The sequence below is a fragment of the Microcoleus sp. Pol1C5 genome (genome assembly GCF_036701115.1).
GTDB lineage: Bacteria > Cyanobacteriota > Cyanobacteriia > Cyanobacteriales > Microcoleaceae > Microcoleus.
In genome coordinates, this window is the sequence record NZ_JAUBQE010000060.1 from 1 (window position 1) to 13,448 (window position 13,448).

General features: G+C 47.3%; 6 protein-coding genes. 4 read left to right on the forward strand and 2 right to left on the reverse strand.

The annotated features are described in order from the left end of the window. The 4 genes from QUA23_RS26170 to QUA23_RS26185 all read left to right on the forward strand — a co-directional run. The coding region (locus QUA23_RS26170) for a DUF790 family protein (protein ID WP_333078707.1) at positions 1 to 312 on the forward strand (312 nt) is incomplete at its 5' end. Between the two features lie 549 nt (positions 313 to 861). Beyond that, positions 862 to 3,735: a DEAD/DEAH box helicase gene (locus tag QUA23_RS26175; RefSeq protein WP_333078708.1), complete on the forward strand. Its 2,874-nt coding sequence runs from the start codon at positions 862 to 864 to the stop codon at positions 3,733 to 3,735. Continuing rightward, complete coding sequence (locus QUA23_RS26180; RefSeq protein ID WP_333078709.1) at positions 3,735 to 8,657, forward strand: Eco57I restriction-modification methylase domain-containing protein; 4,923 nt, start codon at positions 3,735 to 3,737, stop codon at positions 8,655 to 8,657. Before QUA23_RS26175 ends, QUA23_RS26180 begins: the two co-directional genes overlap by 1 nt. 34 nt (positions 8,658 to 8,691) lie before the next feature. Then, complete coding sequence (locus QUA23_RS26185) at positions 8,692 to 8,904, forward strand: element excision factor XisI family protein (RefSeq protein ID WP_333078710.1); 213 nt, start codon at positions 8,692 to 8,694, stop codon at positions 8,902 to 8,904. On the opposite strand, the gene QUA23_RS26190 is transcribed toward QUA23_RS26185, so the two are convergent. Together QUA23_RS26190 and QUA23_RS26195 are read right to left on the reverse strand one after the other, a co-directional pair. Continuing rightward, positions 8,887 to 12,630, reverse strand: coding sequence for an nSTAND1 domain-containing NTPase (locus QUA23_RS26190; protein WP_333110588.1), 3,744 nt, complete (start codon positions 12,628 to 12,630; stop codon positions 8,887 to 8,889). The two genes, QUA23_RS26185 and QUA23_RS26190, sit on opposite strands and share 18 nt — an antisense overlap. Then, entirely contained in the window at positions 12,627 to 13,145 is a 519-nt protein-coding gene (locus tag QUA23_RS26195; protein WP_333078712.1) for a hypothetical protein, read from the reverse strand. The genes QUA23_RS26190 and QUA23_RS26195 overlap by 4 nt, the downstream gene beginning before the upstream one ends. Positions 13,146 to 13,448 lie beyond the last annotated feature (303 nt).

The following is a 13,448-nucleotide window of genomic DNA, read 5'->3' on the forward strand; positions in this document are numbered from 1 at the left end:
ATAGATGTTCAGCCTATTTTACATTTTTTTTTGTACCCCCTTGACAATTTGCACTTTTTCTTAACTTGTCACAAATGGCTGAAAGGTGGTTTCTGTACCTGGGAACTCATCAGTCCCCTAGAACCCTCAGAGTTGAGACAGCAGGTTTTTGCCTTGTCTGCGCGATCGACTCCCAGTCCTCAATCCACCCAATTAACCCTGGAAAAAGTAGCAACTGAACTCAGCCAAGACTTAAACAGAGAAGTTTTTTTTTACGAAATCAGTACAGGTTTCTACGCCGGTTTAAACGAAAACAAAATCCTCACTGGTTAGGGAAACTAACTGAATCGAAACAAGCACTGCATAGTCTTACTGCCATCCCAGTGCACCCGGCTCTTCCTCACTCATTGTGGATCTAGCTAAATAGAAAAGCCTGGATAGCCTAATGGTGATAATCCGGGCTCTTTTATCCCTATTTACTTAGGAAAAAGCTAAACAGTTGCTGTACAAGCGTCACCACCTACTTGTGTGACCATAGACCAGTAGCCCACAGTCACTGGGGGTAATTATTAAGTAAACTCAGCCTTGAGGTACTCTTGGAGGTTGATTGCATTTAATCTGGTCTTGTTTGCATGATTCCGAGGTTACATTAAATCTGGCTTGAAGTTTTGGTGGATTTAGCTTTAATGCAATCTCGAAAAAATCCTGATTGTGACCTGAATAATTATAAAATTTTGAAATGCGGGCTTTACTTTTTTGGCATTTTCCTAAAGATTTAGCATACTAAGTAGGGAAGAGCCCCCAAAAATAAGAGCTGTGTTAAAAACGTAAAATCAGGATTTAGAAGTTGGGAATTGTGCTTTGTAGTGGCAAGATGACGATATGCTGAGAACGATCGCTCCTGGTGCGCGTATCCTTTGTCGAGATGCTGAATGGCTGGTAAAGTCTACGACTCAATCTTCTGATGGCAGTCGGGTTATCAAAGCCGTTGGTGTCTCAGAATTCATCCGAGGACGGACCGCACAATTTATTGAAAATCTGGAAGATGATCTGCAAGTCCTACGTCCAGAAGAGACTGAATTAATCGCCGATACATCCTCTGGATACAAGCATAGTCTCTTGTTTATCGAATCCCATCTGCGACAAACTGTTCCAGACGATCGCCGAATTTACTTGGGGCAACAGGCAGCAATGGATGTAATGAACTATCAACTGTTGCCCGCTAGCAAAGCCCTACAGATGCCAAGGCAACGGATTTTGATCGCTGATGCCGTAGGGCTGGGGAAGACGCTAGAGTGTGGAATTTTGGTGTCTGAACTCATTCGTCGGGGGCAAGGGCGACGCATCTTGGTCGTCACGACCAAATCGATGATGGTGCAGTTTCAGAAGGAGTTCTGGATTCGGTTTACAATTCCCTTGGTTCGGCTTGATTCGATGCAACTGCAACGGATTCGGACTCGAATTCCAGGTAATCACAACCCCTTCCATTACTACGATCGCTCGATCATTTCCATTGACACGCTCAAGCAAGACCGGGAATATCGCAGCTTTCTGGAGCGGGCGTACTGGGACATTATCATTATTGACGAAGCTCACAACGTTGCTCGTCGTGGCAAAGGACAAGGAGCGTCCCAACGGGCAAAGCTGGCGGAGCGGCTATCGACTCGTTCTGATACTTTGATTCTGCTATCGGCTACACCGCATGATGGTCGCCCGGAGAGCTTCGCCAGTTTGATGAATATGCTCGACCCGACAGCGATCGTGAATGAGTCTAACTATACCAAAGATGACATTCGCGATTTGTATGTGCGACGCTTCAAGAAGGACGTACTCCAGGATCTGAAGCAGCATGTGCCGGAGAGGAATGTAGAAGCGATCGAGGCTCAAGCATCGCCGGCTGAAGAGGATGTCTTTGAGATTCTCAACGAACTGAAGCTGCATAGTATCGACAGTCGGCGTAAGGCAGGGCAGCTTTTCAAAACCACGCTACTCAAAGCGATGCTCTCTAGCCCTGCCGCTTGTTTGGAGACGGTCACGAATCGGCTGAAACGGTTAACGAAGAGAGAGGATGCTGATGAGGCGGATCGACATGACATTGGTGAACTAGAAGACTTGAAACAAGCTCTAGTGCGAGTCAGGGTAGAAGATTTCTCCAAGTACCAGCGGTTGCTCAAGCTGATTCAGAAGGACTTTGGCTGGACGGGTCGAGATGCCAAAGATAGACTGGTCATTTTCAGTGGGCGGTTAGAAACGCTGCGGTTTTTGAAAGAGCAGTTAGTGAAGGATCTGGGGTTGAAGCCGGAAGCAGTCAGCGTGTTAGATGGTGGGATGCCGGATTTCGATCAAACCCGTATTGTGGAGGAATTCGGGCAGGAAAACGCTAAAGTTCGCATTCTGATTGCCACGGAAGTGGCATCAGAGGGGCTGAACCTGCACTACCTGAGCCACAAACTGATTCACTTTGATATCCCCTGGTCGTTAATGACGTTGCAGCAGCGTAACGGACGCATCGATCGCTACGGGCAGAACCGTCAGCCGGAGATTCGCTATATGTTGACCCGCTCTCAACTGGAGCGCATGGATGAGGTCGAGCGGATTGTGAAAGTGCTGCTGGATAAGGATGAGCAGGCAATCAAAAATATTGGCGACCCCTCTGTGTTTATGGGAGTGTTTGAGGCAGAAGCCGAGGAGGAAGTCATCGCTAGAGTTATTGAAGAGGGAACCTCAGCCGAGGCATTTTCTCAACAATTAGATGAAAATGCAGCTACTGGTGGAGAGTTTAACATCTTCGACTGGTATGACAATCCCGATGAAGTTGAGGAAAGCGCTGAGGGAATAGACGATCAGGTAACGGTTGAAGAAGGAACCCTATTGAGCCTGTTTCCATCCACCTTCCAATATGCGATCGCTGCTCTGCAATCCCTAGAAAAACTCCCTCCCAACCTGAACATCAACGAAACGGAGCGCTTCATTGAGCTACAGCTTCCAGCCGAACTGGAACGTCGCTACGATCGCTTGCCGCGTGAGATTCGCCCCCAAAACAATGCCTTGCTGCACCTAAGCGATCGCCCTCAGACTATCATGAAAGCGATGGAGGACGCACGTCGCCAGGAAGCAACCTGGACGAGTAAGCAGTACTTGTGGGATTTGCATCCACTGATGGAGTGGCTAACCGATCGCTGCCTGTTCCGGTTTGGGCGGCATCAGGCTCCAGTTTTACTCCTGCATGACGGCATGGCATCTCAGGAAGTGACATTCGTGCTGTTTGGCAGCTTCCCCAACCGTCGCGGTTCTCCGGTGATTAATCGCTGGGTATCTGTGGTTTTTGAGCGGGGAAAATTCATCCGGGTCGAGCTGTTTTCAGACACAGTGCAGCGTACAGAGCTGGGGCAACGTCCCATTCCTAACCCTGGTGCGGCTGAAGTTGACGATTTGTTACCGTTAAGAACGCAGGCGATCGCAAAAGCGATGACCTACTTGCAGAAAGAACGTCAGCTCTTTGACACAACCCTCGCGCCCAAACTGAAGGAACAACAGGAACGGTTGGAACGGTTGAAAGGATACCATATTGAACAATTGGAGCTGCGCTTTGAAGATGACAAGCGACCCGAAGCCATTAAGCAGCAGCGACGACAGGGAGAACTAAGTCACATTGAAAAGATTTTCAAGGACTATCGAGATTGGGTAGAGTTGTCGATGACGACGGAACCCGATCCATACATCAAGATTGTTGCTGTCTTCAGGAGGAATGGCTAATGCCTATAGCCGGAATTGCTAACGAAAATGAGTTCTACTCAGCTCACTACTTGGATGCCATTCTCAAGGAAGACTTGAAGGGAGTCGTGCAGCAATGGAAGGAAAAGGCGACTGAGGATGAGAAAACACCCGATCGCCTGTTGGGGGGTTTGCGGCAGGACTATTTTCGCTTGCGCGAGTACCGCCTGGAACGCACTCGTGATGCCGAAGAACAACTGACGCTTCAGCGCGAGTTTTTCCGGCAAGTGTTGGCAATTCTGGGCTATGACTGGCAACCGCAGCTCAAGCTGTTGGACGATGACAGCCTATTGCCTGTGGTAGCGGAAGTGACCGGCAGTAACGGGATGCCGCAACTCTGGGCGATCGAAGGCTTTAACCCTACATCCGAACTAACGGATATTCTTTCACTGACGTTGGATGCTCAGCAGTATGAAGGCTTGCCCACAATTGAGGGTGAGCGCTTGGAGGGCATGAACCTGGAAGACTTGCTGACGGAACAGGTGTTTGCCCAGGATAATCCACCTCGATGGGTGATTCTGCTCAGCATTAACCAGATGGTGCTGGTCGATCGCCACAAGTGGAATGCCTCTCGGCTGTTGCGGTTTGACCTTCAGGAGTTACTCAACGAACGCGACCCGGATTCCCTCTTAGCAGTGGCAACGCTGTTGCATCGAGAGCATACCTGTCCCACGGAAGGAAGTGCGCTGCTGGATGAGTTGGATGAGAATAGCCATCGCCATACTTACAGTGTTTCAGAAGACCTCAAGTTTGCCCTCAGAGAAGCGATCGAGTTGTTGGGCAATGAGGCGTTGTACTATCGGCGGGAAGTGAGCAAGCAGCGGGTGTTTTCCAGTGAGGCGCAGCGAGAGCGGGGTGAGCGAGAAATTGACCCGGATCGGTTGAAGCAGGAGTGTTTGCGCTGGGTCTATCGGCTGCTATTTGTTTTCTACATTGAAGCACGACCCGAGTTGGGTTATGTGCCAATGGGTTCTGAGGTTTACCGGGAAGGTTACAGCCTGGAAACCTTGCGGGATTTGGAGCAGGCGGAATTGCTCAGCAGTGAAGATGAGAATGGCTATTTCATCGATACCTCGATTCGACGGTTGTTCAAGCTGCTGTGGGAGGGGTATCCCAGTCAAAATTCGATCCAATTGGATCTTCAGAGTATCCAGGAGGAGGTTGTTCACAATACGTTCCGGTTGCCTGCGCTGAAAAGTCACTTATTTGACCCCGATCGCACGCGAATGTTGAACAAGGTAAAGTTCCGCAATGAAGTGTTGCGGCAGGTGTTGGAGTTGATGTCACTGTCGAGAGCGAAGGGCAAGCAGCGGCGGGGGCGCATTAGCTATGCTCAACTTGGGGTGAACCAGCTTGGCGAAGTCTATGAGGGCTTGTTGAGCCTGTCGGCGTTTCTGGCAGAAGAGGATTTGTATGAGGTGAAGCCGGCCAGTGAACCGGACGATCGCTCAGATTTGGAAGTCGGCTACTTTGTCCCGGCATCTCGGTTAGATGAGTTTAAACCAGAGGAGTTAGTCAGAGAAAAGGAAAGCGATCGCATCTACCAGACAATGCTGCATGACCCGGAGGATGACGAGGTTGAACTTGAGGAAGACCAGGCACGAAAGCGGGGAAAGGTCCGAAAGCATCCCAAGGGCAAGTTTATCTTCCGGTTGGCGGGGCGCGATCGCCAAAAGAGTGCCAGCTACTATACACCGCAATCGCTGACGCAGTGTTTGGTGAAGTATGCGCTGAAGGAATTGCTGAAGGACAAGACGGCTGATGACATCTTGAAGCTGACGATTTGTGAGCCTGCGATGGGGAGTGCTGCCTTTGTAAATGAGGCGATCGACCAACTGGCAGAGGCATATCTGGAGCGCAAGCAAGATGAATTGAATCAGCGGATTTCTCACGATCGCATCACCCTGGAAAAGCAGAAGGTGAAGATGCTGCTGGCGGATCGGAATGTGTATGGGATTGACAAAAACCCAATCGCCAGGGAGTTGGCGGAGGTGTCACTGTGGCTGAACTGCATTTTTCGCGACCGCCAGGAGATTGAGGAAACCAATGAGCGGGGGCAAACCTGGACAAGCATCGTTGAGGGCGACGTGTTTGTGCCTTGGTTTGGGTTGCAGTTGCATTGTGGGAATTCGCTGATTGGAGCGCGGCGGCAGGTGTATCGGTGCAAGCAGGTGACGGGATTGAAGAAGGGAGTGGCGAAGTGGCATGAGTCTGAACCGGAGCGGATTCCGTTGGGTCAGGCGTTACCGAAGGATGCCATCTTTCATTTCTTGCTGGGCGATCCGGGGATGGCAAATTACACCGATAGGGTAATTAAGGAGATGGAACCGGAGGCAATCCGGCAGATTGGCGAGTGGCAGAAAGGCTTTGCTAAGACAGAACTCACGGCAGAACAGGCGGATTATGCGATTCGGTTGAGCCATCGGATGCATGAGTTGTGGGAATCCTATGCGAAAGAGATGGCAAAGATTCGGGAGCGCACGACTGACCCACTTGTGGTGTGGGGGCAGAAGGCAAATGGGCATCACCACAGTCTCTTGGAACAAAAGGAGAAAATTCACCTGCAAGAAAAGCTTTCAGAAGGTGTGGCAAATGCCAGTGCTTATCGCAGGCTGAAGCTGGTGATGGATTACTGGTGTGCGCTTTGGTTCTGGTCGATTTCAGAGGCGGAGCAGTTGCCAACACGGGAGGAGTTTCTGCAAGAGGTGGGGGCAATTTTGGGGGAAACGGAGATGTTAGCCCCAGCAGCAAAGCAGTTGCAACTATTCCCCGAAACGCAGGAGCAAGAGCAGGGAACACTGTTTCTTACTACTTGGGGTTTTGTTGATTTGGATAAGCTGAAGCTGTTCTATCCCCGGTTGCAACTGGTGAAAGAAATTGCGGAGCAGCAACACTTTTTCCATTGGGAATTGGAGTTTGCGGATGTCTTCCTAGAACAAGGTGGGTTTGATTTGATGGTGGGTAATCCTCCCTGGATTAAGGTGGAATGGACAGAGGGTGGTGTTTTGAGTGATTACAATCCCTTAGTAGTACTACGGAATTTATCGGCAAGTAAGCTGGCGCAGGAGCGGGATGCAGCATTTAAGCAATATCCAGGGTTATGGAAGGCATATTTGCAGGAGTACGAAGATGCGGAAGGAACACAAAATTTTCTTGGTTCGATTCAAAACTATCTGCTCCTTAAAGGTAACCAACCTAATGTTTACAAATGCTTTTTACCACAAGCTTGGATGTTTAATAAAAATAGGGGAGTATCGGGGTTTTTGCATCCTGAAGGTGTTTATGACGATCCAACGGGTAATTTTTTACGTTCTAAGTTATATTCTCGGCTTCGTTATCATTTTCAATTTCAAAATGAGTTCGCTTTATTTAGTGGAACTAACGATCATGGTCGTATGAGATTTGGGCTACATATTTATGGAGCAATTGAGGATAATTTTTCATTTATTAGTATTAGCAATCTCTTTTCACCCAAAACAGTAGATGCGTGTTTTGAAATTACATCAGTGCTAGAAATACCGGGAATAAAAGATAATTCAGGTAAATGGAATACAAGTGGCCATCCTGACCGGAGAATAAAAGTTGACTTGGAAATCTTAAAGCTTTTTGCAAGTCTGTATGACGAAGCTGGAACAAATCCTTTAGAAGCACGCCTACCATGTATACACGTTGAATCTTTGGTTCCTGTTCTTAAGAAGTTTGCCAAACAACCTCGAAAATTGGTTGATTTAGGTAAAGATTATTATGCAACTGTTATGTTTTATGAGACAGATGCGGTAAAAAGAGATGGTATATTACGAAGAGATACATTATTTCCATCTTCGGGAAATAGTTTGATTTTTTCGGGACCTCATTTCTATATAGGTAATCCACTCAACAAAACTCCTCGTCAAATTTGTACTGCTAATAGTCACTATGATGTTCTTGACCTGACTGCTTTACCAGATAATTATCTGCCCCGCACTAACTATCTGCCTGATGGCGATCCTACTGAATATAAACGTCGCATACCTCATGTGAGCTGGGATGCTCATCAACTTGTATCTAATTTCTATCGCGTTACTATGCGAAAAATGCTTGGTCAAGGTGGCGAACGCACGCTAGTTAGCGCAATTATTCCTAAAGATAGTGGTCATATTGATGGTTGTTTTTCTTTAATGTTCAAGAAAAATGATGACTTACTTACAGCCGGAGCTTTATTAGCTTCACTACCCCTAGACTTTTTTATAAAAACTACTGGCAAAAGTAACATTCGAGAGGGACTTGCAGCTCTTCTACCTCTTCCAAAACTAGCCCTAGCAGCAAATCCTCGAACCCTTGCCCTCAACTGCCTCACTACGCACTACGCCGAACTCTGGTCAGACTGCTGGAACCCCGCCTTCCACCAAGACACCTGGAGCAAACCCAACGATCCACGCCTTGATCGCAACTTCTTCCGCAACCTCACCCCCCAATGGCAGCGCAACTGCGCCCTCCGTACTGACTACGCCCGCCGCCAAGCCCTCGTCGAAATTGACGTACTCGCTGCGATGGCACTTGGGCTCACTCTCGACGAACTTATCACCATCTACCGCGTCCAATTCCCCGTCATGCAGCAATACGAACGGGAAACTTACTACGACAAAAACGGACGCATCATCTTCACCACCAGCAAAGGACTCGTCGGGGTTGGGCTCCCCCGCAAAGGCAATGCCAAGAAAGGCATCATCGGTTGGGAAGATGTCTACGACGCCCAAAAGCAAGTCGCCAAACAAGAACGAGTCGAACTCACCATAGAAGACGACACCCTACCCAACGGTTCCATCCAACGAACGATTATCTATGAGGCTCCCTTTGAAAAGTTCGACAGAGTGAGCGACTACCGAACTGCGTGGGCGTATTTTGAAGCATTAGGAGCAGACTAATTACCTTCAACGCCGAACAGGAGGCAATTATCCAATGGATTCCCTAAAAGAAAAGTATCGTCAGATTATCCAAAAAATTCTGGAAGACTATGCAGCCTTTTTGGGGCAGGAAGACGGCATTCAACAAGAACTAATCTTCGATCAGGAGCACGATCGTTATCTGCTCCTTGAAACAGGTTGGTACAATCGAAAACGCATCTATGGTTCCTTTCGTTTAAGAAGTGATTTGCTAGTGAATTTTTCTTAGGTACTCCAAAATCTTCTCGGTTTTGGCAAGCTGCCCTTGCTTTCTATACAAATCAGCAGCCTTTTGCCAATCTGCTTTAGCTGACTGCTTATCACCCAACTTCAAACGACAACCTCCCCGCTTGTAGTGGAGATCGGCGTAATTGGGTTTGCTGAATAAGAACAGGAGTACCAAAGCAAGGTCTGAAGCACGATCTGAAGTGGAATCATGGAATCCTCTGCGTGTAAATCGCTTCAACTGCTTTAGGGTAGCCAGGAGTGCAGAAATTAAAGCTACTGAACAATTCTGAATCAATCCAATCGCCCGGTCACAATCCTGAACTGCGTTCTGATAGTCTGCTTTTTGGATGTAAGCAACTGCGCGATTATGGTAAGCCTCAATATGGTCAGGGTTAAATTCAATTGCTTGATTCAAAATCTCAATTGCTACCTTAAAATCCCTTTCTTTTATCTTTGCCAGTCCTTGCTGAGTTAGCTCATCTGCCAAGGCGTTCCAAGCATGTAGCTGACAAGTTTGATATGCTGCTGCCTCAATACTGCCTTTCTTAGGGTTGCTGAAGATGGAATGATGCCGCAATCTGTCACAACAGACTTGTAGCCGTGTTCGCCAGCCTGCCCGCCATAGACGTATCGTACCATCCTTACTACCGCTGACGATTATTTGACCATCTGGACTGAAATCTACTGACCAAACTTCATCTTCATGCCCTCGGAAGGTCTGACCAATAGGGTTACCCTGTCGATCCCACAGACGTACTGTACCATCCTTGCTACCACTGACGATTATCTGACCATCTGGACTGAAATTTACCGATGGAACTCCACTTTCATGCCCTTGAAAGGTTAGACCAACGGGCTTCCCCTGCAAATCCCATAAACGTACTGTACCGTCTGCATTACCACTGACAAGAGTTTGCCCATCAGGACTAAAGGCTACTGAGTAGAAGGAGAATGAAATGACTAGATTCCGATATATGCTGAAGGATGTACCAATTGAATTTCCTTGTAAATCTCGTAAATGCACAATTGAAGTTGAACAACCAATAGCAATCACTTTTCCATCAGGACTAAAGTCCACTGAATTAACATGATGCTTATCCTCTTGAAAGGGTTGACCAATTAAATTGCCTTGCAGATCCCACAGACGGACTGTGCAATCATGGCTGCCACTGGCAATGATTTGACCATTAGGGCTGAAGGCTACTGAAGTAATTGCTCTTTCATGCCCCTGGAAAGGTTGACCAATTAAATTGCCTTGCAAATCCCACAAACGAACAGTACAATCACGGCTACCACTGGCAATGATTTGACCATTGGGGCTGAAAGCAACTGAAGAAACTGCATCCTCATGCCCTTGAAATGGCTCCTCAATCAAGTTGCCTTGCAAATCCCACAGACGAACAGTACGATCATGGCTACCACTGACAATGATTTGACCATTGGGGCTGAAAGCTACTGAAGAAACTTCATCCTTATGCCCTTGAAATGGCTCCTCAATCAAGTTGCCTTGCAAATCCCACAGACGAATAGTGCGGTCATTGCTACCACTGACAATGATTTGACCATTAGGGCTGAAGGCTACTGAAGAAACTGCATCTTCATGTCCTTGAAATGGCTTCTCAATCAAGTTGCCTTGCAAATCCCACAGACGAATAGTGCGGTCATTGCTACCACTGACAATAATTTGACCATTAGGGCTGAAAGCTACTGAAGAAACTGTACCCTCATGCCCTTGAAATGGGTCACCAATTGGATTTCCCTCCAAGTCCCATAATAGGATGGTGTCATCTGCACTACCACTGACAATCATCTTTCCGTCAGGACTGAAAGCTACTGAGTAGACTGGCATCTGATGTCCCTCAAAGTAATTCCCAATCAAGTTCCCTCGCAAATCAGACAATCGTAAAACATTGTCATCACGAGCACCAACGATTATTTGACCATCAGGACTGAAAGCTACTGACCAAACACTGCGTCCCCAACGATGGGTACGATATGGTACGCACGCCTCGTTCATTGAGTTTTGTAGACCTTCTGAAACTTGATTGAGGAGTTGCTCTGGTATTTTTTCTAAATTCTTCCCTGTTAACTGAATAGCCAGAAGTAGACTATCCACTGGTTGAAAAGATGCTAAATGTCGCACTCTTGCCGATTGTTCTCGCAGAGTAGCCTCAGTGAGCGCCCGCTCTAATTTTATAAGCTGTTCTTGCTGCTCTCGGACAATCCGGTCTCTCCAGTCAACACTGGCGTCAATAAATTGATTTTCCTCAAGATTGAGAGGGATAGACCTCAATTCAAAAATACCTTCATCTCTCAGTTCTAATATTCGCTCTAACCGGGAACCTGTAAGCAGTTCCTCATTGGCTCTGTCCTTATCTTTTTGCAGCAAGTCTTTCCATCGTGCCATATCCTCCGCCAATCGAGACTTGATAGCGAGGACATCCTTTGCTTCTTCAATCCACTGTTTCAACGTATCCCAAGACGAGAGCAAGGCTTCATGAGCAATCTCGACGGTGGATTGCTTGCTTTGGTCTTTATCGTCGCTAACCAAAAGATTCTCGTTGACTAGCCTAGTAAGCGTACTGATTGCTATAAAGTCAGTGAACTGAGAGCGATAAGCCCTCTTACTAACTGCTCTCCCAAACGTATCAGCGTCCCCAACACCAGTAACATTGACTAGATTCAAAAAGATGTTTTTTGCAGCTGCCTGCTCATCAGCACTCAAACTATTAAATACTTGCTCTACTCTCTTCTGGAGTGCTCCTCTCACCCCGCCCAGATTGCGATAAGTTGACTTATTGAGCGTTCGATCGCTAACATCATCGTTACGCCATAGCAGTTCCAAGGTATATTGCAGCAAGGGTAAAAACCCTGCCTGTCCCTGCACATCTTTGATAATCTCCTCAACTAATCCTTCCTCAAATACCACACCATGCTGGGCAGCAGGTTGCTCGATTGCCAGCCACAACTCATCCCGATGCATATCAGTGATCAAACGCATATTGCCATGCGTAATCCGACCCAGATCTGCATAGGGACTGAAACGGTCTAGAAAGTCAGCCCGCATTGTCATTACGATTTTGACAGAGCGGATCTGAGACTCATGCAAAGTCTGGTACAGTCGAGTCAGACTCTCAATGAAGCGATCGCGCTTTCCTGGCTCACTAATCGTAAAGAGTTCTTCAAACTGGTCGATGTAGATGAACCAGTACTCCTCTTCCCGTTGCAGTGTTGTCACAACTTGGCTTAAGGTATTGACCTCACTTGCTAAAGCCAGTCCAGCCTCCGTCTGGCTACGACCTTTTGTGAGCAGGGCAGAAAACAAAGAGATGAATGGGTCTCGATCAGGCTTGAAGATTAACTCTGTAAACTTCGTGCCAAGACTTTTTCTTAGCCTGGGAATCAATCCAGCCTGAATCACTGATGATTTTCCACTTCCTGAAGCTCCGAGCAGTAGAATCAGATTGCTCTGAGTTACATCCTGCATCAGGCTGAGGATTAACTGATCTCGACCAAAAAAATGTTCCGAGTCTCCAGGCTCAAACTTCTTCAACCCCTTGTAAGGGGAAGTCTGATTCAGCGTGCGAGTCTTAATCTCCTCCACTGACACATATTGAATAACCTGTGTCGGAGAGAAATTAAAAGTATTAACTCCATCCCCAAACGTAACGTTGCTGACAACGTTGCTCATATCTTGGTATGGATTACCTAAAGCTTCCTGGTTCATACCACCGGAATTCCCCAAGCATTAGCAATCAGTTTTGCCACTGCTATCGTTGGTCCAGCCAAAGTCTGTACCCCTTCCAAGCCCTGCTTGAGGGTAGCGATTGTCTGAGCAACTAACCCCTTGTCAGGTTCCGGCTTCTTCAATTCCTCTTTGAGCTGCTCAACTTGAGCCTCTGCGCCTGCTTTCCTGAGAGAATCGATCTCACTGTTGCTAATTGCCTGCTGCAACTTCTCTAAGGCACTCAGAATCTCCTGCTTGTGAGTCAATGTCTGGTTAAAAGTCGTGGAAGCAGTGTAGTTTCCACCCTGGTTCTGGCCAGGTTGGAAGTTAAGGGCATTATTACCATCCCCAAACGTGGTGCCGCTCACAGTGCTCGTCATCTGTTGACCCCCTGAAGCAGTAGAGGGAGATGGTGCATCTAAAACAGTGTGTAGTTGAGCTTTCAATTGGTTCTTTTCTTCTGGCGTGAGAGATCGAATGATGCCCAGAACTTCATCTACGCTGTACTTTGGCATTTTTTATTCAGTAAATTTGAGAAATCACGGTTCTAGCACATCTATTGCATCTTTTGTCTGATAATTCAGGGAAAATTTGCATTTACCGGGGTTTACGAAGCTTACTCTTCTCACCTCACACTGTTACCAGATCGCAATATAGCAATCCTAAATGAGTCGTAAATTTTTTACCCCACCCCAACCCTCCCCTTACCAAGGGGAGGGAATAAGAATTCACAAATGATTTAGGATTGCTATATCTGGGCCTTCTTAGAGAGAGCAAGCTTGAATGGGAGATAGATTGATATCTGTTTCTTCATCAAG